Here is a 20031-nt window from a genome sequence, read left to right on the forward strand (position 1 = left end):
GCTCTCCCGTCACAGACAGACACCGTACCGCATCTGTTTTTAGTCCATTCAGATCAATCTTTTCTCCGCCGCGCCAGAAAACTGCGGTGCTAAGAGGGAACTCTATTTTTATAAAAATCACCAGTCCCGTTCTCGGATAGCCTCCTCCATGTCAATCGGGATGCCGAACCACTCCAGAATGTAGGCCACGGTAACTCCGATACAATCCCGGGCCACCGTTTCGATCTCGCTGTCGTTCTCGTCAAACTCCTCCTGGAGATCATTGATGCCGCAGACCGCCTCGTCCAGCGTTTCCTGCACCACTTCGGTGTCGGTTTCGCCACTCTCCAGCAGGGCGATGACCTTCTGAAGCTCGTCCTTTACCTTGTCCACCAGAAAAGCAGGATAGTAATCGTCCTGATACATCTCGTCCAGCAGCTTGTAATTGGGGTCAAATGCTTTCATAGGGATTGCTCCTTTCCTCGTGTATGTCAGTCACGCTCAGCTCTCATGTGTGATACAGAAAATCTCCTTGTTCAAATCAAAGTAGATTACCATCAGTTCGTCGGTAATCTCCGGGTTAAAGGACAGATCCAGAATGAAAACTTGCTGGTTCATCTCGCTATCCACCAGACTGCCGAACCGCTTGAGCTTCAAAAAGTCAACCATCTCAGCAAAGGACAGTTTGGCTGGGTCGGTTCCCGGAAAAAGTTCCGCCACAATATCCGGGCCTACATCGTCCCGATGGAACTCCATGAAAAATGTCACAACGCTATGGTAGCGGCTGTCCTCGTCTGCCAGCGCCGCTTTGATGGCGGCTTTGGCCTTCTCCGCCAATTTCTCCGCCTCATCCAGCATTTCTCCCACCGCATCCATGACAGCAGGATCGCCGGTCAGTTCTTCCTCTACATCGAAGATAAAGGGTAGTCCCGATTCCTCGGGAAAGTTGAAGATTTCCTCACCGGGTGTATATGTAAAATCAATGCGTTTACAGCTCAGTTTCATAATGTTATCCTCCTTACCCCTCAATGTTGGCAGTTTTGAGGCCCTTTTTCAAGGAGCCGTAGACCGTCACCGCATGGTCGGTGAACATCTCGTCGCAGTCAAACCAGGCAGTGAAGCTGCCGCCGGAGGTGACGGATAGACTCGTCAGGCTGATTCGCCGGGCAAGTTCGTCCTCTGTGATGGGGTCGGTTTCCGGATTGCGGGGGTTTTCCTCATCTTGGGAGAGCCAGTTGTTGGCCAGCTCGGTCAGGTTCTTGGCTGCAAGCTCCCGCATGGCCTTATCCCAGGTGTCACAGTCGGCCAGCAGCTTTTTGGCGGCGCTACGGGCGCGGGTCCAGGAGGGCTTGCTTTCGGCATTGACCTCCAGAGAAAGGCTCACATCCTTTCCGCACCACTGGATTTCGCCCTCGAAGGTATCATAGTCCTTGTCCAGTGTCAGTTCTCCCAGCACCTGGTCCTGGATCACCACTGGCTTGTGGTACTCGTCCAGAACGGCCTGGAGTTCCGGGCAGTCCTCGTGGGCCTTGACCACCTGGGAGATACACCAGGGCTGCACCACCAGATCCTTTGCCCATTCTTCTTTCATCCGGCGAATCTTCAGGCGGCAGATCTGCTCGTTTTGAAAGCGTCCCCAGCCCTTGTCACTGTGACGCTCCTCGTCGGTGACCGGCCAATCCAGTCGCTCCTCTTTGGTGCTGACCTTGCCGGTGTCACAGGACACTATGCCCAGCGTCACAACGGTCATTTCCCAAAAGTTACCTTTCCAGTTAAATCCGCCCCCAATGCAGCGATTGATCAAAGCGACCACTTCCTGCTCCTCGGACTCGTACATCTCATAAAATTCTTCAAACATAGATCATTCTCCTCATCCCTCTATATGATTGCGGTATTCCTTTTCAAGCTGGGTGTACCACCGTTTCAGCATGGTTTCCAGACTGGTCTTTCCGTTGCGATCTGTAAAAACAAGAAACTTCTGCATCAGTCTGGGGAACAGATATTTGCCCGCTTTTGTCAGATCCTGATTGAGATAGACCATCCGCAGGATACGGCCCTGCCGGTCCAGAGGGTCCTTTTTCAGCAGTTCCTTTTCAAAGCAGAAGCGCAGGAATACCACATTCTCGTCGTAGAAGTCCTCCACCACAGCCGCGCCGATGCTGGTGTAGGTGATGTCGTACACCAAACGGCTCCAATCAAATTTCTCGGCATAGAGAAGTTTCAGCGCCTTCGCCCAATGTTCCTCCGGGATCACCAGCATCCTGTGCTGGGCGGTGCTGGAGTAGCCGTGGTAGACGGGTTCCGGCTGCCCCAGCAGTTCACTCACACTGTCGGCGTAGACGAAGCACAACTCCTCGTCGAACAGACCACCGATAAAGTTACCATTGCAGTACAGCATATAATTCTTGGACTTGGCCGGAGAATAAGAGAGGTTATATTCCTGGGAGTCCAGGCTTTTATGTACCTTGTTCAGAAAGTCTATGGATGTCATGGTCTTGCTCCTTATTCCTCAAACTCACCCTCGATCATCCCGTTCAGATATCGTCCGGGATCTGCGATGAAGTCATCCCATTTGGCCAGAGGGTGGAATTCCTCATGCTCGATGTCCAGATACCACAGTTTTTTGTCCCTGGGGCTCCACAGCAGCAGATAGTCGCTGTAGTTGTCCATCTGCACCATCAGGGAGAGCAGCTTCTTCCGTTTCCAGGTCATCTCCTGCACATCCATGAAGGAGTAGAGCTCCGCCCACTTCACCCATTCCTGATCCGGGAACTCCAGCCGCAGGGGGCCGGTCTTCAAGTATTCCACCAGCTTGGCAGGCAGCTTGTAGGGCATAAGCTGCCGGATCTTTTCCTGCTTGTTGTGCCATTCCTCCGGCTCCAGGGCTTTCAGGTAGTCGGCCATCTCCTGATTCTTGTTCTGCACCGCCACGGTGTAAGGCCGGTCGCCGTATTTGTCAGCAATGGTGATGTCGGCTCCTTGCTCAATGAGCCAGCGCACCATGGGGAGATTCTTATGCCGAGCCGCTTCGGTGACAGCGGTGGGGGCGTTCGGAAACACCATGTCCGGCTTGTGGTAATTGATGTCTGCCCCTTTTTCCAGAAGCAGCCGGGCAAGTTTGGTGTTGCCCTCGGACACAGCGGCCCGGAATGCCTCGCCGCCAAACTTGTCCACTGTGATCCCAGCTTGCTCCAGCACCTGGATATTCTCCGCTCGCTGTCCCCAGCGTACTTCCTGGAAGGCCCGCTCTTTCTGCTTCGAGCTGAGTTTTGCGGCCTGTCCAGCAAAGAGCGCCACCACCTCCGGCCCACAACAGCGGGCGGCGGTGAGCAGCAGGGGCTGTTCCTCTGCCAGACCGGGATCAGCTCCATGCTCCAGCAGGAAGTGGATCATGGGCACATCATTCCGAAAAACCGCGATCTCCAATGGCATCAGCTTGATGTATTCGCTGAGCTGGATGGGAACATCTAAATCCAGACCGCCTTGTAGCAACGCCTCCAACTTGGGAGTGTCATGGTCACAGATGGCAGCAGCCGTTTCCGGAAGGGTCTCCCAGCGGCCAATATATGCAATTTGGTACATAAGGCACCTGCTTTCGTTGTTGTTTCACTTTATAGGGAACGGTTCGGCCCAGCACCCGGCCCTTGCCAACGGCATTGGCTCCCTCATAGATCAAAAATTCCGCATTGTTTTCCAGCGGGGCATAGTCAATGGTATCTGGATATAGGGGTTGGGCATTTCCCAAAGCTGGTGTATCAAATGTACACTCGGTTCCGTCCAGAAAGCATACACCCAAATATTCTGTAGTTCCTGTGACCACAAAATGGGGACAATACTTTCCGCTGACCAGGCTGGGTGGTATTTTTCGTTTGCCGCTCCAGAAGATGACCTCCACATGGAGCACCGCCCGGTTTTCATCTGTCCCGATCACGCTGTCGCCCTCCTTTATCCCGTCATCTGGCTGCGGTATACTCAGGCCAGCTCTGCGTCCAGGATCTGGACTGGTTTTCCTTTCTCGTTCACATAGTAAAGGGCGATATAGTCGATGCCGTCCCGCTTGGCCTGCTCCCACGGCATCCGTTCACCGTTGATCAGTTCCACGGTATCCGCCTCATCCGGTTCAAAGTTCTCTTTTTCGTCCTCATAGTCAATGCTGTACCCCAGCTCCAGCACCAACTTGGAGGCGGGGATCTCATACCGCTTGAGGGGGCGGTGCTCCAGCTCGGATGGATCATGTTCATCGCAGAACATATTGTCGTAGCCATGCCGTCCACCGTCAAAGATGACGAACTCCTCGCCGCTCTCCGGGTCACGGGCTGTCACCAGTCCGGGGGCCTCGTCGCTATCTATGATATAGGATTGGGGTTCTCCTTTCACCGTGAGCAGATCTCCGTAATACCAAACCTCCAGCAGTTCATTGCCGGTGGTGGAACAAAGTATCACGGTGGGCAAACGCTTCTCCGCCCATTCTTTCACATGGCCGATGAGCCAGGTGGGATATTTCTCAGTCATCATAGTCTTTCTCCTCCTATTTCAATTTCAGCACAAATCCCCAGATACTCACCACAATCAGGAGAACACCCAACAGAAAGAACACCACCCGCCGGTATCCTCTGCTGTGGCGGTGGGCATCCCGCGTACCAGTGGGGTCGCAGAGCCAGTTCCAGTTGCGGGTCGCTCCAATTAAAATCACGGCCCCGATGAGCACCGAGGCAATATACCAATGCTCTTGCAAAAATACTGTGATCTGTTCGCTGTTCATTTACATATAACCCCCTTTTCATCATCGGGAGTTTCCCGCCGAATAAATTCCTCCCGTTCTTTCAAATCTATTTCCAAGGCTTTTTCCTCCTCAAGATATTCCTCGCAGTCCCGAACCAGCTTTTGGGCGGCTGGGTCATCCGGGGCCAGGGCCAGCCAGCGTTTTGCGTATTCATAGGCGATGGCTGCGGAGCTGTATGCCATCAGGCAGGAATAGCCCATCCGGGAGTTCCAGTAAGGGTCGTTTTCTCCCTGGGTGCGAACGGACTCCAGCAGTCGGATGGCGTGCTGGATGAGATTTCCGTCCACTTCACTGTCGGTTCCGTGCTCTCCATGATCTCCCAGGACCGCCAGATTGCTGTAAGCCCGACTCAACTTGACGGTTAGCAAATAATCTCGCTCCTGCTCCGGGATAGCCTCGATGGCCTCAATACATCGTGAGAACTCGTCCGCATCATTCCACTCCTCAGTCTGCTCCAGCAGTTTTGTTTCTTCTGTCTGATTCATCATTTCACCGCCTTTTCTGTGTTATCCCTTGCCTTTTCTGAAGTGTTCGCTGCCTCGCCAGGTGTTGACCACACAGGTGAAGATCTGGCCGCAGTGCTTGCACCGGATCATGTGGGCCATGATTTCATCCGCCCAGCCATCCTCTGTCTTTACCTTCTCCAGTGGGCAGGTGGATTCCTCTTGCATCAGTTCAAATTCCCCCTCCGACACCAACTGCTGAATGTAAGCAATACAGGCCAGATAGTCCTTTGGGGCGTCAAATTTTCTCCATGTTTGAATGTTTCGGCAGTGCTCGCACATAGTGGACGCCTCCTTACGCAAATACCTGCTGGTATTTCTCTTTTCATACTGTGCGACTTTTTCAGGTCTGCTGGTGCTGCATGGACACGATATGGCAGTCCGGGCAGAATTCCACATAGAGCGTGCCCTCCGCACAGTCAAACACCGTATCCCACTGAATCTGGGCCAGATATTTCATAGGTTTCCCGCAGTGGGGGCAGGTCGTATATTCCGCGTCCTGTACCCAGTTGGCAAAGCCACCCACCGTGTTCACATCCTGGCAGGCCGCACCGTAAAACAGGGGCACGGGCGCTTCGCCCAGCACAAAGGGATTTTCCGTGAGGGCCTTGTAGTCCTCGGGACTGACATAGCAATCCGTTTTCTCCGCCCCTTCAAAGAACTCGGAGGGAAAGACTTCCACGCCGCCATCCAGGGTAAAACTGTTAAAGGCTGGACCTTTCAAGAATCCCACACAGTTGGGGCAGCAGGTGGCAGTCAGAATACCATCCAACCCCAGAAATTTCAGCCGCTCATCCCGGCCATCCAGCACCAGCATGTCCACCATGCGTCCGCCACAGTGGGGGCATGTGTCCTCCCGTGCCCGGCCAATGCGGACGGGAGATTTCTCGCTGGTGGTTCCTTTGACCATAGGATAGCAGGTATCGAAGTTGAGCTGGATTTTCTGGCCCTCCTTGTCGAAGGTCCAGCCTCCGATCTGCGCATAGCTGGATGGGTCTACATAGAGGCCCTTGCGCCAGGGCCGGGGATTTCGCTCCAGCTCCAGCAGAGTCTCCATTGCCTTGTCATCTCCTTGCATAGCAAGGCAACTCATCAGGTTGGAGGCCGCGCTGGAATATTCTGCGGACAACAGCGCATGGATCAGACCATCCCGCACATCGGCGGGAGCATGATAATAGATCTCACAGGGCCAGAACACCTCTGCGGCCAGTGCCACTCGCTGAATCTCCGGGGTGATGGCATCATGGTAGCCAAGCAGCTGCCAAAAGTCGGCGAACTCTGGGTCCTCCATATCAGCCAGCCTCTGGATGTTCTGTATCAAGTTTCTTTGTTTTTCGACAATTTGTTCCGGCATCCAGGCCAGAGCAGCTTGCCGTTCTTGCTCGCACTTACATTTCCAACACAATCCCTCATAACCCAATGGGGTTCCACAGCTGGGGCAGGTATATTTCAGACTCATGTTCTCATACTCCTTTCAGGCAATAAAAAAGCCCCACGCCGCACTGTCATAAAGACAGGCTGACGCAGGACATGAAGAAGCCGCGTTGAAGGAGCCGCATCCACCAGCAGATGTAGTTTCTTCAACAACCAAAATATTTTTTTCGTATCTTAAAGCAGCAAATTGCTGTCCAATATATTTGTTCATAGCGGCACCATTTGTTCTGAGCGTAGTTTTATATCTTATTATATCACAGCACCCCTTCAATGAAAATATTTTGTTGGAAATGCTAATGAAAAATTTTTGTGAATTTGTTAAGGCGCAGGGGCTGTTATCTCCATAGTGTCTGGATGGATCAGAGTGATTACTTTTCCCTGATGCAAGGCATAGTTGACTGTCTGTGCTGTACCTGAGCGCAGCTTTTTCTGATTATCAAACACACCGATAAGGTACTCTGCATGATCGACCATATAATAATTTCTTTTTTTATAACTGGAAACATCCGCAGAGTGTGAAATAACAATAGAATCGTTTGCGTTTTGGATCAGCTTTTTCAATCTATGTTTACTCTGATCCGGCCATTTAGAGTCATAGCCGATGAAGGGAACTACAACGATAATTTTAATATAAAAGTCAATATGCTTCATCCGGTTCGGTAGGTGCTGCGGTAATATCGCGGTAGAAAGTAGCCCATGCAGCTTCCTCATAGGGGTGTACAAAAAAGAAGCCAATGCTCAATGGAATTGTCAGCAGAAGAACAAGAGAAATCGCCAGAGCCTCTGAACCGGTGAAATATTTGAGAACCAGAAAACCCTCGGCATACAGTGGCACCGAACAGAGCAGCTCCCAGCCAATGAAGCTGAAATCCAGACAGAACAGCCGCCATTTGTTGCCATTCATGATCCGCCGGGATTCTGTGATCGCTTCATTTGCGGTCAGCGAAGGATGCTCGGACATGATGTAAGGTGTCATCGCATAGCTGTATGTTTTCACGATTCCCGGAATCACCAACAGCAGCGACCAGAGGGCGATGTACAGACCCTGCAGGAATTTCATGCAGAAGCCATCCCACAGACGGTCTTTCTGAGAGAACAAGTCCGAGATGGCAGCATCATTTCCATCTACAAGGTTCAGATTAAAATGAGCATATCCCAGTTGAACTGCACCGCCCACGATCAGTTGGAGGACTGCCCACAGAACAATGCCGGCAAGCAGAACAGCAAGCAGCCGACCGCCGTTGGGCTGGGAGAACAGTTCAAAATGGATGTCCTTTGCCTGATTGGAATTGGATACGGCACTGTTGGAACTGCTCACAATGGTAGCACCGAGCGCACTGGCGGCAATACCTGTCAAAACAGCAGTTTTCCATTTTCCGCGCAGGGCATCGAGAGCGAGCATACGATAGTCGGCAGATACTTTCATAAAAGCAACCTCCTGTCTGAAAACGGCAAGGATTTGTGAAATAGGAAGATGATATGCCACTTTAATTTAGATACGTTTGAAAAGCTGAAAAAATTGCAGCATGAATGAAAAAGAGGCTGTTACACCGGTTTTATCCTTGTGCAACAGCCCCTTCCTTTACTTCAGCAGCTTGTCCAGTTCATCATATTGCATTACTGGAGCTTTGCAAGGATTTCTTCAGCCGTCATACCGCTGGCAAGCAGCTTCTTCAGCACATCTTCTGCTTCGCCCTTCTTTGCTTCTTCTGCTGCTTTTGCTTCGGCGGCAGCTTTTTTGTTTTCGGCTTTGGCAAGTTCCTTGGTGGCGGCTTTCAATTCTGCTTTCTTGGCTTTCAGCTGCGTCTTCAGATCATCGAGATTTGCAGTCAACGTAGCAACCTCAGATTCGATTTTCTCTTTTTTTGCGGCCTTTTCTGCAATGACTGCTACATAATCAACGCTGGCCTTTACAGTACGAGCCTTATTCTTGCTTCCCTTGGGTCTTGCCATAATAATTTCCTCCCATAAAGTGAAATAATTTGATACTTACAAGTATATTTCCAAATAGTCAGAATTGCAATAGGTAACATGAGCCGTCTTCAACTGCCAATGCAAATCTTATTCGGTATGCCCGAAGATCGTCGCAAATGTATTCCTTCAATGGTAACAATCATGGAGATTAGTGTTTATCTGGAGATTACCAAAGGATAAATAGAAGCAGTATTAAAGCCGTTCACCACGCAGATTTTCCAGCGTGGCGAACGGCTTTTTTGCTGCCCCTATATTTACAGGTAGGAGGAATCGAAGAAGTCTTTTAATGTAATTCCTAAACCCTGACAAATTCTTTCAATCGTCTCTACGCTTAACTGCCCTCCCCGACGGGCGGTGGTTTGAATCGTGGAGTACGATATTCCGCATTTCTTTGCCAATACACATAGATTCATATCACGCACTTGCATCAAATCCTGAACACGCTTGATCGTATCCACAAAAACTCCTCCCATCTTTTTAGTTCAAAACTTTTCCAACAACCTCGAATCTTTGCTCTGGAGATATAAGGATCGGCGAATATTTGGTGTTAAGAGAAACCAAAACCGGTTGGTTATGCACCACGCCATAGCTGTCGGTAAGGAACTCTGCTTGGGATTTGTCTGGGGTATGTTCATCGTATTTTTTCAGATATCCACAGTCATCATATACGAATATCCCGATATCCCCGCACTCAAGTTCTTCGCAGCGCTTCACCCATACAATCTGTCCGTTATGATAGCGTGGCTCCATACTATCACCGCTAACATATATCCCGAACTCGGCACCAGCCGGAACGCTACTGGCAGGCACTTGTATCTGCTGGAACATTTCACCCTCAAGAAAAGCTCCTAGACCTGCCGATACTGGCAACTCTGATACAGGCATCATTATGTAGTCGATTTCCGCGGGCTCTTCTGCGTCTGGCTGGTAGCGCCGGGATGCAATCAAGTCCATTTCGTACTCAGCGACTTTTTTTTGCCCGATGTCATTTAGAAGGGCGGGTTTCTGGAAGTTCTTTGTAAAGTAGGAAGGACCCTCCTTGATGTTCAATGCGTAGCAGATTGCAACTAGTTGGTAGATGCTAGGAGTGGTATAGCCTTTTTCCCATTTGCTGATTCCTTTATCACTGACATCGACGCCATAGTGACGGAGAAGTTCAGAGAAAGTTACAAGTGAATAGCCATTCCTTTTTCGTGTGCCTGCGAGAATCTGACCAACCTCATTGCTATCCCTCGCAGCGACTGCATCATAGCGCACTGTGGATGGGGCTATGTGCATTTTGGTGAGCGTGGTTTTCTTTTTCATAACAAGAACACTCCTTTGTGATCCGGTAGCTCTATTATAGTATAGAAAATATAAGAAATCAACAGGAAATCTCTAAAATGGAGACAAATGCGTAATTGACATCTCCATAAAGTGGGTGTATAATCAAACCAAATCCACAAATAACAGCCTTTTGGTGTTATTTTCGTATGGGATTGTGTTTGTTTGGCGTTTTTTTGCGAGGTGATACTATGAGAAAAGAAAATGTAAGATGTCCAATGTGCGGAACCATGAATTATGATGTGGATCTTGATGAAACCGGTGGCTGGACAAAATGCCGTCTGTGCAAAGCAGTGACCTGCTCTATGGATGAGTGGAAAAAACATACAGTGTCCGTTCCGCTGTTGAACGAAAAACAGCTCGTGGCACGCAGTATGATTCGCAAGTAATGCACGCCGTGTTTTGATAAATCCGCAAAAAGGAGGAATTCTGATGTGTGGTGATTACAACCTTCGCCGTGAGAAAAGATACGTCGAAGTGGACGTTCGTTTTACTCCTGACGGTAAGATCCGCCCTCTTGCCATAAACTATGACAAGGCTCACACTTATGGAATTGATCGTGTCTTGGCAGTCAAACATGGGACATCACGCCTAGGCGGAAAAGGTCACTGCTTCACCTGCCTGATCTGCGGTCAGAAGCGGAATCTTTGGCTTGAACGGGGCAAGTGGTTCGTGGAAGCCTACTGCTCCGTGCCGGAAAGCTGTGCTTCGTAATGGCAAGATACTTATCCCGCGCAGATCTTTCGCACATAGCGGGTAAGTATATCGACCAGTACTATACCCGTTTCGGGATCAGTAAAGATGACCCAGAACCCATTGACCCTGAACGGCTCGCAAGTTCTGTTCTTGGGCTGAATGTGAAAATGCTGCCGCTATGCAGCGATGGAAGTATTCTAGGACTGACTGTTTTCCAGAAATGCGGTTTTACCGTAACCTTGGGGGATGGGACAAAGCTTGTGGAGGTGTTCATGCCGAAGGACGTTGTAATCGATTCCGCCCTTGCGTCAGACAGCTGCACCGGATGCCGGAATTTCACGATAGCGCATGAAGCGGCGCACCATATACTGGCTGACCTGTTTCCGAACGACTACGGAAAAGCAGTCAAGTGCCGTGGGCACATTGCCTATCGGGAACGAAACGGACAGCCCTCATGGGAAGAATGGCAGGCGAATACCCTTGCAGCGGAGCTGCTGATGCCAACATTTCTGGTCAACGCCGAAATAGAACGTGCAGCGCTGTGCCTGCCAAATGGAATCCTGTACAAATCCGCATCGGACCCGAACTATGAAAGAATTCTGGAGATGGCTGCACGGATCGGGGTATCGTGGTCTGCGATCAGGATCAGATTACAGCAGATGCAGGTCATCAACGGAAAACCCATCCACTGCCATCCATTGGACGTCATTCGATTTGGAGAATAATATGACTTGGTCAAATAATCGCTCTTTTAAGAGTAAACCGCTGAACAATATACAGCAGGCACAATTCAGCATTGGCTGGAGGTTTTGTCCGGTTTGCGGACACAAGCTCTACCAAAAAAACGAGAGCTGTTCAGGCACTATCCGCATAAAGTGCCTCAAGTGCGGTAACATAGCAACAGTTGACTTAGCCTACCGCAGACGCTGACTTTTTTAGACAAACCACAATTTCAAAAATCGGGTGCATTGCACCCTGAATATGGACTGTTCGTCACCGAGCAACGGGCCATTGCCGCAAGGCAATGTATGAAACGCGCACCAAATAGCCGGGCAACAGCTGATAGAGTGATTCTGCTTTAGAACCGCTCTGTTAGTTGGTTGTCCGGCTATTTTTTTAGCCTTCAGGTAGCCTGCTCCCGTAAAAAGGAGCAGGCTTTATGTTTGTCCGTTTTTCATGGATGCCCCAAGCGGCGAAATATCCGTAGCCTTCCAAATTTTCGACTTTTTACGACTTATCGAAAATTTGGAGGTTTACGATGTCTTTTAATAAAGGCTATGAGTTGAAGAAGTTTGAAGCACACTGGGAAAAGTTGCGCATCGAGTACGCAGCTGCGGGAATGACGAAAGAGGCCATCCAGAAGATGTACGATTATGACCGTCAGCAATTCAATTCGGAGCGTACCTTTATCGAGCGGACGCAGGAATTCACCGCTCCTGCGTATGAAAGCTCTGAGGAAGAAGCGTCGCCTTTGATGCTACGCTATCAGGATGCGATTACCGTGACAGATACTTACCACGAAACTAAAAGCCGTTTTGCATGGATTGGTGAGATTGAGAACGAGCAGTTGCTTACTGCACTCGAAACTTTGAAAACCGAAGATTTGGAAATCATCACCATGTACGCTTACGAGGGATACGACATCACTGAAATTTCTAAAGTCTACGGCGTATCTCGGCCCACTATTAGTATCAAAATCAAGAGAATTACTAAATTTTTGAAAAACTTCAATTTCAATGCTACGAATTGACCTTTCTCGTCGGCTACCAAGTGAGAGGACGATTTCCCAAGCGGCACCTGCCGCAGGGCGAAACGTCCGACCTCAGGGACCTTGAAAACTGAATAGTTCCGTCATCTGGTACTCCGATAATGATACTTCCGTAATTCGCGGCCCGGTCACAAAGCAGACGGGGTGGCTGAAATGCCAATGAAGCGGTACAAGTCCGCTGCCAGATGTTCATGCCCCACTCGCAGGGAGCCGAGGGCGAATATGCGAGACCTTTAATCATATTGATCCGGGAACTGTCGGGTACGTTCCACGCATCCGGCAGTTCCCGTTTTTTTACGTACTCTTATTTATTCTTTATCCGAATATTCACTTTTGATACATAGGAGGACACTTTTATGGACGAGTTGAACCCCACGGTGCGCGAGCAGGAGATCTACGAGGAGATGGAGCTGACCCCTGAGATGGTCAAGTCCATCCGAACTCTCTGCGGTACCTGTCTGCGGCACTTTGTGGATGCAAAGGCTTTCAAAATCGCGCTTGTACCCAGCCCAGACCGGAGCATGGACACATGCACCGTCTGCCAGATGCGGCGCGGCTATGATTATGTGGTCATGCACCGCTGACCCAACCATACCACCATACCTTGAACGAAGCTCGTTGCGGAACATCCGGCAGCGGGCTTTGCACATAACAACATGGAGGTACAATTTTGCAGCAAAACTGGAAATTCCAACGCGGAGACATCTTCTTCACCCATTTCGGGGCGAGCACCGGCTCGGAACAGCACGGTGACCGCCCGGCGGTCATTCTTCAGAATGACGTGGGCAATTATCACTCTCCGACCCTGATCGTTGCGACCATGACAAGCAAGGCGGAAAAGAAAGTAAACCAGCCGACCCACTGCCTGTTGGAAAACGCAGGGTTGAATATGCCGTCCGTTGTGCAGGCAGAGCAGATCTTCACCATCGACAAAAGCCGGGCACTGAAGTATCTGGGGCATCTGACCCCAGAGGAGATGCGCCGGGTGGATGATGCGGTTCGCATCAGCCTTGCGCTGAACCCTATGGGCAGCATCCAGCAGATAGAGCCTATCCGGCGCTCTACGGCGGTTTATGCGCCGCCTGAGGTGGTGGATGGCAAACCGCCTGTCTACCCCTATACGCCCATCCGGTCGTCCTTTGAGAACGCCGGAAGCATCGAGGAAATGATGCTGTACACCGAACTGCAATCCGCGGTTCATGCCATGATCCAGCGGCTCGAATATAGCTTCACCTTCAATCCCAGCCTGCTCACCAGCCCGAAGCGGAAGCAGCAGGTGACTGAGATCTTAGAGGAAGCCGAGAAGTACATTTGGAGAATCAAGGAGGAAATGCGATGCGCCTGAACGACAACAATACTTTCATTGGTATCAACCCGCCGTACCAGCTTTCGGTCATCCACAGCAGCAAGCTGATCTATCCCCGCGAGATCTACCAGCGGGGCGTAGAGCGCAAGAGGGTGGAGCTGATTGCAAGGGACTTCAACGAGTACATCGTTAACGAGCCGAAGGTCAGCTTCCGCAACGGCAGGTACTATGTAATGGATGGGCAGCACACCATCGAGGGCTGCATCCTCCTCAACGGCGGCGAGGACCGCCCGATCCTCTGCAAGGTCTACACCGGTCTGACGATGGAGCAGGAAGCCCTGCTCTTTGCCGAGCAGAACGGTCACGCCGCACCCCTGTCGGCGGGCATCAAGCTGCGCGCCAAGGTGGTGGGCGGCGATGCGCCTTCCAAGGCGTTTGTCGCAGCCACTAACCGGGCGGGGCTTTCCCTCAACTACGACAGTATGCAGCTGAGCGACTACCGCATCAGCTGCGTGGGCACGGCGCTGAAGCTGTACGACCAGCTGGGCGAAGAGATCTACTGCGAAGCTCTGCGGCACATCGTGGAAGCGTGGGAGGGCAAACCGGATTCCTTCCGGGCGGCTGTCCTGCGGGGCGTGATGTACTTTGTGCAGCTGTATCATGGGCAGTACAGCGAGGAGCGGCTTGTCCGTGCGCTGAGCGGCGTCCATCCCATGGAGCTCTACCGTGTCAGCCGGGATAACCCCGCCAAGCTTCCGGGCTGGCGGCGGTACGTTTACCCCATCTACACCACCTACAACGGCAAGTGCAGGAAAGACGCACTGCCGATGAAGTTCTAAGCTCAAATATCTCCTTTGGCAAGTGAGATGGTCCCCGAAAAAGACCATCACACTTTACATATAGTATTTTTTGCTGAATAATCGACATATTGAACTAGAAAGAGAGGACAGGAATGAGCGAGATCGCAGCCTGCACTTTGATTCAGGAAGAGCCTGACCGAAAGACGGAGAGGTATCTGACGATGTTCAAGGACTACCCGGATGTGGTGACGGTGGAGCATCTTCAGGAAATGCTTGGCATCTGCCGGAAGAATGCGTATCTGTTGGTCAAGCAGAATAAGATCCACTCGGCGCGTGTAGGACGCAGCTATAAGATACCAAAACTCTGCGTGGTAGAGTACCTGCTCGATCAGGATCGGCAACTTGGAGGGATGCACCTTTCAAACTCCCTTGTGCCATCCTTGCAAAACACTCCAGAATCTTCTAAACTTATGATGCCTAAGCAAAGGACGTTTGGCTGCGAACAGAAAGGAGCATAACTATGACAAATGTGGCCGGACATTTAAGAGAACAAAACGGTATGTATCAGATGATTCTGAGCTGGAAAGACACAGATGGAAAGCGCAGAACCAAATCCATCAGCACAGGACTTCCTGTTAAAGGAAACAAAAAAAGAGCTGAATCTCTGTTGCGTAAAACACAAAAAGAGTTTAACCCTGAAACGATGCAGCAGGTTTCCGACCTGCCGGTATCGGAATATCTGAACCGCTGGCTTCGGGAAAGCGTGATGAACCTTCCGCCCGAAACCTATGGCAGATATGCTTATGATCTGGGAAGAGTAGTTGTCCCATACTTTGAAAAGAAGCGGCTGTCTTTGAAAGCACTCTCTCCGCGCGATCTGGAAACGTTCTTCCGCTATGAGCGTCAGCAGGAGGAGGCCAGTGTACAGCAGCTTCTGGATTGGCACAAGGAGTTGACCGATGCCCTACAATATGCCGTTGACAATAATTGGCTGAAGGTCAGCCCCATCAAAGAAGTTGACCCCTGCCTTGATAACTCCCCGGTACTTTTCACCGACTTCATCACGGACTGGTTGAAAATGATGAAGTCACGAGTGGAAATCACAACCTATACCAGCTATGAAAGAGCAATCGTTCACAAGATCGTCCCATATTTTGAACCGCTCCACTATACATTGCAGGATATGGAACAGCATCCCAAATACATCCAAGACTTCTACCAGCATGAGTTGGATCGTGGCCTTACGGCAAACACCGTCATTCACTATCACGCCAACATCCGCAAATGCTTGCAGTACGCTTTTCAAATCGGCATGATCCGTTCCAACCCGGCAGATCGCGTTGAACGTCCTCGTAAGGAAAAGTTCAAGTCGGAGATTTACAGCGGTGAAGAACTGGAGCAGCTTTTCAAAGCGATTCAAGGTGACCCTTCGGAGTTTGGCGTTATCATGGCTGCATTCTACGGCCTGCGGCGCAGTGAAGTTGTTGGCTTGAAATGGGATGCCATTGACTTTGAAAACAAGAAAATCAGCATTCAGCATACGGTTGTGACCGCAAAGGTCAACGGAACGCTAACAGAAATCGCACGAGATAAGACAAAAACAAAGTCGAGCTGCCGGACACTTCCCCTAATCCCTGCCTGTGAGCAGATGCTCAATAAAATGAAAAAGGAGCAGGAGCAGAATCGGAAGGTCTGCGGCAAAAGCTATTGCACCGATTATCTTGACTATATCTATGTAGACCCGATGGGAAAACGGATTCGGCCCGATTTCCTGAGCCAACATTTCCCGGATTTTCTGGTCGCACACCAGATGAAGCGTATCCGCTTTCACGATCTGCGCCATAGCTGCGCCAGTCTGCTCTATGCCAATGGCGTGAGCCTGAAGGAGATTCAGGAGTGGCTGGGGCACAGCGACATCAGCACGACAAGCAACATTTATACACATCTGGATTTCTCCAGTAAGGTATCTTCGGCGAATGCAATCGTCAATATCTTCCCAGAAAACGCCAAAGTATAAAAAATGGGCAAAAAAGAAAAACAGCCTAAAATCTTTCGATTCTAAGCTGTTTTATGATGGAGTGCCGATGGTGGGACTCGAACCCACATGGTTTCCCGAACGATTTTGAGTCGTTTGCGTCTGCCATTCCGCCACATCGGCTTATATTCAATTTTGGGACATTAGTACCGGTTTCTGAAGATTGGAGGGATGTTCAGGAGGGATGTAAGAAATCCTGCTTCGACAAACTTTCAAAATTCAACGAACACTCGTGAATTTCTCACACAGACATGAAAAATCACGAAGCGGATTTTGAGTCGTTTGCGTCTGCCATTCCGCCACATCGGCTTATATTCAATTTTGGGACATTAGTACCGGTTTCTGAGGATTGGAGGGATGTTCAGGAGGGATGTAAGAAATCCTGCTTCGACAAACCTTCAAAATTCAACGGACACTCGTGAATTTCTCGCACAGACACAGAAAATCACGAAGCGGATTTTGAGTCCCCCTCGTCTGCCATTCCGACACACCGGCGTATTCTGTTGTATGGATAACATAGATATTATAACGGATTCTTCGCCTAAAATCAAGATGCAGCTTGCAACTCGGCAAATTTCTGCTTTTTCCCGCCGCTGTCCTTCCGGATAGCCCTTCGAGACTCGCACAAATCCTGCCAGTTTCTTTTTTCCCTCTGTATCTTCCTCGTTTTGTCGGAATTTGGCCCCCATTTGACCGGGCAAAGCGGATGATTTTTCCAAAAAACACTTTACAAACGTCAAAGAAATAACTATTATATAAGTATAGTGCCCTGAATCGTTGGCACATTCAGAAAATGGCCGGGCAGACCGAGCTACAGCTTCCGGCCCGGAAATCATCCGCGTTTTCCATTTGCAGAGGAATACAGGAAAGAAGGTATACGCTATGTCTGAGAAAAAGTCTGCTGTCCCCGCAGCGGCCGCTGCTCCCGAAACTCCTGCGGCAGAGCCGAAGAAGCGCAAGGCTTCCGATACCGCACAGCGCCGCGGCCGCCCCCCGCTCACCCCGGAGGTCTACGTTGAATTCGGCACCAGTCAGTACAACATCACCGATGTCGTCGAGCGCGCCAAGGCCGACTACCGCACCACCCACAAGGTGGGCGTCCAGTCCTGCAAGGTCTACGTCAAGCCCGAAGAGGGCGCTGCCTACTATGTCATCAACAAGGTCTCCGGCAAGCTGGAGCTGTGATGCTTTCCACTGCAAAAAAGGCGTCTGCACATCCGTTTGTGCAGACGCCTTTTCCTGTTTTTATAAGCCGTACAGCTCAGTGTATTTCTGGGTGAGATACTGGATATAATCCTCGGGGCTGAAATCTCCGCAGGCGTTCTTCACCACATCGGCAGGCTCCATCAGCCCGCCGTACTGGTGGACTTTTTCCCGCAGCCAGCCGGTGATGGGCGCAAGGTCGCCCCGCGCAGCCGCCCCCCAGACATCCACATCCTGCTCCATCCGTCGCAGCATCTGGGCACCGTAGGCACTGCCCAACGCATAGGACGGGAAATAGCCGAAGGAGCCGCCCGACCAGTGGCTGTCCTGTAAGCAGCCATCTCGGTCATTGGGCACCTCAACGCCCAGATACTCCTTGTAGAGCTTCGCCCAGACGGCAGGCACATCTCTGGCTTCCAGCGTGCCGCCGATGAGCTGCTTTTCGATCTCATACCGCACCATGACGTGGAGGCAGTAGGTCAGCTCATCGGCCTCGATGCGGATGAGGCTGGGCTGGGCTTTGTTGACCGCGCGGTAGAACTGCTCCGCGCTGACGCCGCCCAGCTGCCGGGGGAAGAACGCCTGCATCTTGGGAAAGATTGCCTCCACAAAGGGCCGCGACCGGCCGATGAGGTTCTCGTAGAACCGGGACTGGCTCTCGTGGACGCCCATGGAGACGCCGCCCGCGAGGCAGGTATATTGCAGATCGTCCCGGATGCCCAGCTCATACAGGGCGTGGCCGCCCTCATGGAGGACGGAGTACATGGAGGACGCCACGTTGTGTTCGTCGTAGTTGGTGGTGATGCGGACGTCCTTATTATTGAATTCCAGTGTGAAGGGGTGCTCGGTCTCGCCCAGACCACAGTGACGGCGGTCGAGTCCCATCACCTCCATCAGATAGTCGGCGAAAACCTTCTGCTGCGCCGCCGGGTACTCCTGATACAAGAAACTGTCGTCGATCTGCGGCTTTTCGCCAATCTTCCGGATGAGCGGCACAAGCCCGTCCCGCAGCGTCTCAAAAAAGCGGTCCAGCTTCTCCATATCCACGCCGCGCTCGTACTCGTTCAGCAGAGCGTCATAGGGAGCCTTCGAGGCGTCATAATACCCGGCGAAGCGGCGGTTGTAGTCCACCAGCTCCTGTAAGACCGGGCAGAACAGGGCAAAATCGTCCTGCGCCTTGGCCTTGTGCCAGACATCGTCCGCCCGGTTGCACAGCTCCTTATAGGCCATATATTCCTCGGCCGGGATGCGGGTCAGCTGCTCACAGCTGCGGCGAAGCTCTTCCACCTCCCGGCGGTGGACAAGGTCAAGCTCGTCGGCGCGGGCGCTCAGCTCGTCCAGCAGTGCCTTCGTCTCCGGGCAGGTCATCAGCTTCTGGCTCTCACCGGCCAGAATGCTCATGGCCACGCCCCGGCCCTCGGCGGTGCCGCTGGGCGCGGTGGTCACAGCATCCAGATAGAGGGAGCTGTCTGCACAGTGATAGGCGTACAATTTCTTTTGCAGCAATTCCAGCTGCTGCAATGCGCGTTCTGTCTCCATTGTTTTGTCTCCTCATTCTCTCCCGAAGAGCTTCCGCTTCGGTATCTGCACTGGGTCGGGGATCTCGAACTCATACCGCTCGGTGGCGTTGATGACGGTGGTGCCGCCCCGGGTGCAGACCCGGGGCAGATTCGCCCCATAATTCAGGTGCATATGCCCATGGATGAACCACTTGGGCTGATACAGGTCCATCAGGTCGTTGAACACCTGAAAGCCCTTGTGCGCCCGGTCGGTGCCGTCGTTGAGTCCGCTGGCAGGGGCGTGGGTCAGCAGGATGTCAACTCCCCCGGCCCGCCGGGCCGCCAGCCAGAGCCGCCGGGCACGCCGCCGCATCTCGCCCTCTGTGTACTGGAAGGTGTCTTCCTTGTTGTACCGGCTGCATCCGCCCAGCCCCATGATGCGCAGGCCTTTCCAGACATAGACTGCATCGTCCACACAGATGCAGCCCCCGGGCTCTGCCCCTTTGTAGCTGCCGTCGTGGTTGCCGTGGACGTACAGGATGGGGGCGGCGGTAAAGTTTGTAAGATATTCCAGATATTTTTTCGGCAGATCGCCGCAGGAGAGGATGAGGTCGATGCCCTCCAGCCGCCTGCGGGCGCTCTCGTCCCAGAGCAGTTCGGACGGGACATCCGAGATCGCAAGTATTTTCACGCTGCTTTGCTCCATTCTTTTCTATCCTTGAGGCATC

General features: G+C 51.7%; 29 protein-coding genes and 1 tRNA gene. 10 read left to right on the top strand and 20 right to left on the bottom strand.

Annotated features, from left to right (window positions below):
* Positions 1-117: 117 nt before the first annotated feature.
* From MTP38_RS10340 to MTP38_RS10420, 17 genes are all read right to left on the bottom strand, one after another.
* Positions 118-444, bottom strand: a complete 327-nt coding sequence (locus MTP38_RS10340) for a DUF5713 family protein (RefSeq protein WP_249233508.1) — start codon at positions 442-444, stop codon at positions 118-120.
* 36 nt (positions 445-480) lie between these two features.
* Positions 481-984 (bottom strand): DUF2004 domain-containing protein, encoded by a 504-nt coding sequence (locus MTP38_RS10345; protein WP_097838499.1) that lies wholly within the window; start codon positions 982-984, stop codon positions 481-483.
* A 13-nt stretch (positions 985-997) separates the two neighbouring features.
* Positions 998-1837, bottom strand: coding sequence for a DUF2262 domain-containing protein (locus MTP38_RS10350; protein WP_097838498.1), 840 nt, complete (start codon positions 1835-1837; stop codon positions 998-1000).
* A gap of 12 nt (positions 1838-1849) precedes the next feature.
* Positions 1850-2470, bottom strand: a complete 621-nt coding sequence (locus tag MTP38_RS10355) for a hypothetical protein (RefSeq protein WP_097838497.1) — start codon at positions 2468-2470, stop codon at positions 1850-1852.
* Between the two features lie 11 nt (positions 2471-2481).
* A complete protein-coding gene (locus MTP38_RS10360; RefSeq protein WP_097791864.1) occupies positions 2482-3561 on the bottom strand; it encodes an ankyrin repeat domain-containing protein in 1080 nt (359 codons plus the stop codon).
* Positions 3497-3910: a hypothetical protein gene (locus MTP38_RS10365; RefSeq protein ID WP_227622993.1), complete on the bottom strand. Its 414-nt coding sequence runs from the start codon at positions 3908-3910 to the stop codon at positions 3497-3499. Before MTP38_RS10365 ends, MTP38_RS10360 begins: the two co-directional genes overlap by 65 nt.
* 41 nt (positions 3911-3951) lie before the next feature.
* Entirely contained in the window at positions 3952-4494 is a 543-nt protein-coding gene (locus MTP38_RS10370) for a hypothetical protein (protein WP_006773020.1), read from the bottom strand.
* A gap of 13 nt (positions 4495-4507) precedes the next feature.
* A complete protein-coding gene (locus tag MTP38_RS10375) occupies positions 4508-4741 on the bottom strand; it encodes an immunity 17 family protein (protein WP_015563522.1) in 234 nt (77 codons plus the stop codon).
* A complete protein-coding gene (locus MTP38_RS10380; protein WP_223383279.1) occupies positions 4738-5250 on the bottom strand; it encodes a hypothetical protein in 513 nt (170 codons plus the stop codon). The genes MTP38_RS10375 and MTP38_RS10380 overlap by 4 nt, the downstream gene beginning before the upstream one ends.
* A gap of 18 nt (positions 5251-5268) precedes the next feature.
* Positions 5269-5547, bottom strand: coding sequence for a hypothetical protein (locus MTP38_RS10385; RefSeq protein ID WP_024739416.1), 279 nt, complete (start codon positions 5545-5547; stop codon positions 5269-5271).
* Between the two features lie 61 nt (positions 5548-5608).
* Entirely contained in the window at positions 5609-6724 is a 1116-nt protein-coding gene (locus MTP38_RS10390) for a hypothetical protein (RefSeq protein WP_249233509.1), read from the bottom strand.
* A gap of 15 nt (positions 6725-6739) precedes the next feature.
* Complete coding sequence (locus tag MTP38_RS10395) at positions 6740-6910, bottom strand: hypothetical protein (protein ID WP_008723379.1); 171 nt, start codon at positions 6908-6910, stop codon at positions 6740-6742.
* 107 nt (positions 6911-7017) lie between these two features.
* Positions 7018-7410: an SLOG family protein gene (locus tag MTP38_RS10400; protein WP_431733468.1), complete on the bottom strand. Its 393-nt coding sequence runs from the start codon at positions 7408-7410 to the stop codon at positions 7018-7020.
* Positions 7337-8125: a DUF975 family protein gene (locus MTP38_RS10405; protein ID WP_015565820.1), complete on the bottom strand. Its 789-nt coding sequence runs from the start codon at positions 8123-8125 to the stop codon at positions 7337-7339. The genes MTP38_RS10400 and MTP38_RS10405 overlap by 74 nt, the downstream gene beginning before the upstream one ends.
* A 191-nt stretch (positions 8126-8316) precedes the next feature.
* Positions 8317-8652 carry a hypothetical protein gene (locus tag MTP38_RS10410; RefSeq protein WP_015565819.1) on the bottom strand — a complete coding sequence of 112 codons (336 nt, stop codon included), beginning with the start codon at positions 8650-8652 and terminating at the stop codon, positions 8317-8319.
* 275 nt (positions 8653-8927) lie between these two features.
* A complete protein-coding gene (locus tag MTP38_RS10415) occupies positions 8928-9131 on the bottom strand; it encodes a helix-turn-helix domain-containing protein (RefSeq protein ID WP_223383275.1) in 204 nt (67 codons plus the stop codon).
* 19 nt (positions 9132-9150) lie between these two features.
* The gene (locus MTP38_RS10420; protein WP_097776430.1) at positions 9151-9978 is read right to left on the bottom strand and encodes an XRE family transcriptional regulator; all 828 of its coding nucleotides are present in this window, start codon (positions 9976-9978) and stop codon (positions 9151-9153) included.
* 209 nt (positions 9979-10187) lie between these two features.
* Between MTP38_RS10420 and MTP38_RS10425 the strand changes: the two genes are divergently transcribed.
* From MTP38_RS10425 to MTP38_RS10465, 9 genes are all read left to right on the top strand, one after another.
* Positions 10188-10385, top strand: coding sequence for a hypothetical protein (locus MTP38_RS10425; RefSeq protein WP_097775157.1), 198 nt, complete (start codon positions 10188-10190; stop codon positions 10383-10385).
* Positions 10386-10428: 43 nt separating this feature from the next.
* Positions 10429-10710 carry a hypothetical protein gene (locus tag MTP38_RS10430; protein WP_097775158.1) on the top strand — a complete coding sequence of 94 codons (282 nt, stop codon included), beginning with the start codon at positions 10429-10431 and terminating at the stop codon, positions 10708-10710.
* Positions 10710-11417 carry an ImmA/IrrE family metallo-endopeptidase gene (locus tag MTP38_RS10435; protein WP_097784816.1) on the top strand — a complete coding sequence of 236 codons (708 nt, stop codon included), beginning with the start codon at positions 10710-10712 and terminating at the stop codon, positions 11415-11417. Before MTP38_RS10430 ends, MTP38_RS10435 begins: the two co-directional genes overlap by 1 nt.
* A 533-nt stretch (positions 11418-11950) precedes the next feature.
* Complete coding sequence (locus MTP38_RS10440; protein ID WP_015565818.1) at positions 11951-12442, top strand: sigma-70 family RNA polymerase sigma factor; 492 nt, start codon at positions 11951-11953, stop codon at positions 12440-12442.
* Positions 12443-12816: 374 nt separating this feature from the next.
* Positions 12817-13044, top strand: coding sequence for a hypothetical protein (locus tag MTP38_RS10445; RefSeq protein ID WP_097775161.1), 228 nt, complete (start codon positions 12817-12819; stop codon positions 13042-13044).
* A gap of 86 nt (positions 13045-13130) precedes the next feature.
* The gene (locus tag MTP38_RS10450; RefSeq protein WP_097771475.1) at positions 13131-13805 is read left to right on the top strand and encodes a type II toxin-antitoxin system PemK/MazF family toxin; all 675 of its coding nucleotides are present in this window, start codon (positions 13131-13133) and stop codon (positions 13803-13805) included.
* A complete protein-coding gene (locus MTP38_RS10455; protein ID WP_249233510.1) occupies positions 13796-14605 on the top strand; it encodes a DUF6551 family protein in 810 nt (269 codons plus the stop codon). The genes MTP38_RS10450 and MTP38_RS10455 overlap by 10 nt, the downstream gene beginning before the upstream one ends.
* Positions 14606-14718: 113 nt before the next feature.
* Complete coding sequence (locus MTP38_RS10460; protein WP_113993110.1) at positions 14719-15084, top strand: helix-turn-helix domain-containing protein; 366 nt, start codon at positions 14719-14721, stop codon at positions 15082-15084.
* 2 nt (positions 15085-15086) lie between these two features.
* On the top strand, positions 15087-16583 hold the full coding sequence (locus MTP38_RS10465; RefSeq protein WP_097775163.1) for a tyrosine-type recombinase/integrase: 1497 nt from the start codon (positions 15087-15089) through the stop codon (positions 16581-16583).
* 62 nt (positions 16584-16645) lie between these two features.
* On the opposite strand, the gene MTP38_RS10470 is transcribed toward MTP38_RS10465, so the two are convergent.
* A tRNA-Leu gene (locus MTP38_RS10470) sits at positions 16646-16724 on the bottom strand.
* Positions 16725-17483: 759 nt separating this feature from the next.
* On the opposite strand from MTP38_RS10470, the gene MTP38_RS10475 reads away from it, so the two are divergent.
* The gene (locus tag MTP38_RS10475) at positions 17484-17786 is read left to right on the top strand and encodes a DUF6465 family protein (protein ID WP_227620413.1); all 303 of its coding nucleotides are present in this window, start codon (positions 17484-17486) and stop codon (positions 17784-17786) included.
* A 60-nt stretch (positions 17787-17846) separates the two neighbouring features.
* On the opposite strand, the gene MTP38_RS10480 is transcribed toward MTP38_RS10475, so the two are convergent.
* Positions 17847-19343: a carboxypeptidase M32 gene (locus tag MTP38_RS10480; RefSeq protein WP_249233511.1), complete on the bottom strand. Its 1497-nt coding sequence runs from the start codon at positions 19341-19343 to the stop codon at positions 17847-17849.
* Between the two features lie 12 nt (positions 19344-19355).
* Positions 19356-20009 (bottom strand): metallophosphoesterase family protein, encoded by a 654-nt coding sequence (locus tag MTP38_RS10485; RefSeq protein ID WP_249233512.1) that lies wholly within the window; start codon positions 20007-20009, stop codon positions 19356-19358.
* Between the last annotated feature and the right edge of the window lie 22 nt (positions 20010-20031).

Source organism: Faecalibacterium sp. I3-3-89 (assembly GCF_023347275.1).
In the GTDB taxonomy this organism is placed as follows: Bacteria; Bacillota; Clostridia; order Oscillospirales; family Ruminococcaceae; genus Faecalibacterium; species Faecalibacterium butyricigenerans.

Coding starts and splice junctions, on each gene's coding strand:
- MTP38_RS10370 (WP_006773020.1), bottom strand. CDS start 4,494: ATGATGACTGAGAAATATCCCACCTGGCTCATCGGCCATGTGAAAGAA.
- MTP38_RS10395 (WP_008723379.1), bottom strand. CDS start 6,910: ATGAACAAATATATTGGACAGCAATTTGCTGCTTTAAGATACGAAAAA.
- MTP38_RS10390 (WP_249233509.1), bottom strand. CDS start 6,724: ATGAGTCTGAAATATACCTGCCCCAGCTGTGGAACCCCATTGGGTTAT.
- MTP38_RS10455 (WP_249233510.1), top strand. CDS start 13,796: ATGCGCCTGAACGACAACAATACTTTCATTGGTATCAACCCGCCGTAC.
- MTP38_RS10435 (WP_097784816.1), top strand. CDS start 10,710: ATGGCAAGATACTTATCCCGCGCAGATCTTTCGCACATAGCGGGTAAG.
- MTP38_RS10355 (WP_097838497.1), bottom strand. CDS start 2,470: ATGACATCCATAGACTTTCTGAACAAGGTACATAAAAGCCTGGACTCC.
- MTP38_RS10440 (WP_015565818.1), top strand. CDS start 11,951: ATGTCTTTTAATAAAGGCTATGAGTTGAAGAAGTTTGAAGCACACTGG.
- MTP38_RS10380 (WP_223383279.1), bottom strand. CDS start 5,250: ATGATGAATCAGACAGAAGAAACAAAACTGCTGGAGCAGACTGAGGAG.
- MTP38_RS10460 (WP_113993110.1), top strand. CDS start 14,719: ATGAGCGAGATCGCAGCCTGCACTTTGATTCAGGAAGAGCCTGACCGA.
- MTP38_RS10375 (WP_015563522.1), bottom strand. CDS start 4,741: ATGAACAGCGAACAGATCACAGTATTTTTGCAAGAGCATTGGTATATT.
- MTP38_RS10425 (WP_097775157.1), top strand. CDS start 10,188: ATGAGAAAAGAAAATGTAAGATGTCCAATGTGCGGAACCATGAATTAT.
- MTP38_RS10345 (WP_097838499.1), bottom strand. CDS start 984: ATGAAACTGAGCTGTAAACGCATTGATTTTACATATACACCCGGTGAG.
- MTP38_RS10385 (WP_024739416.1), bottom strand. CDS start 5,547: ATGTGCGAGCACTGCCGAAACATTCAAACATGGAGAAAATTTGACGCC.
- MTP38_RS10445 (WP_097775161.1), top strand. CDS start 12,817: ATGGACGAGTTGAACCCCACGGTGCGCGAGCAGGAGATCTACGAGGAG.
- MTP38_RS10340 (WP_249233508.1), bottom strand. CDS start 444: ATGAAAGCATTTGACCCCAATTACAAGCTGCTGGACGAGATGTATCAG.
- MTP38_RS10410 (WP_015565819.1), bottom strand. CDS start 8,652: ATGGCAAGACCCAAGGGAAGCAAGAATAAGGCTCGTACTGTAAAGGCC.
- MTP38_RS10465 (WP_097775163.1), top strand. CDS start 15,087: ATGACAAATGTGGCCGGACATTTAAGAGAACAAAACGGTATGTATCAG.
- MTP38_RS10475 (WP_227620413.1), top strand. CDS start 17,484: ATGTCTGAGAAAAAGTCTGCTGTCCCCGCAGCGGCCGCTGCTCCCGAA.
- MTP38_RS10485 (WP_249233512.1), bottom strand. CDS start 20,009: ATGGAGCAAAGCAGCGTGAAAATACTTGCGATCTCGGATGTCCCGTCC.
- MTP38_RS10360 (WP_097791864.1), bottom strand. CDS start 3,561: ATGTACCAAATTGCATATATTGGCCGCTGGGAGACCCTTCCGGAAACG.
- MTP38_RS10405 (WP_015565820.1), bottom strand. CDS start 8,125: ATGAAAGTATCTGCCGACTATCGTATGCTCGCTCTCGATGCCCTGCGC.
- MTP38_RS10420 (WP_097776430.1), bottom strand. CDS start 9,978: ATGAAAAAGAAAACCACGCTCACCAAAATGCACATAGCCCCATCCACA.
- MTP38_RS10480 (WP_249233511.1), bottom strand. CDS start 19,343: ATGGAGACAGAACGCGCATTGCAGCAGCTGGAATTGCTGCAAAAGAAA.
- MTP38_RS10430 (WP_097775158.1), top strand. CDS start 10,429: ATGTGTGGTGATTACAACCTTCGCCGTGAGAAAAGATACGTCGAAGTG.
- MTP38_RS10350 (WP_097838498.1), bottom strand. CDS start 1,837: ATGTTTGAAGAATTTTATGAGATGTACGAGTCCGAGGAGCAGGAAGTG.
- MTP38_RS10400 (WP_431733468.1), bottom strand. CDS start 7,410: ATGAGGAAGCTGCATGGGCTACTTTCTACCGCGATATTACCGCAGCAC.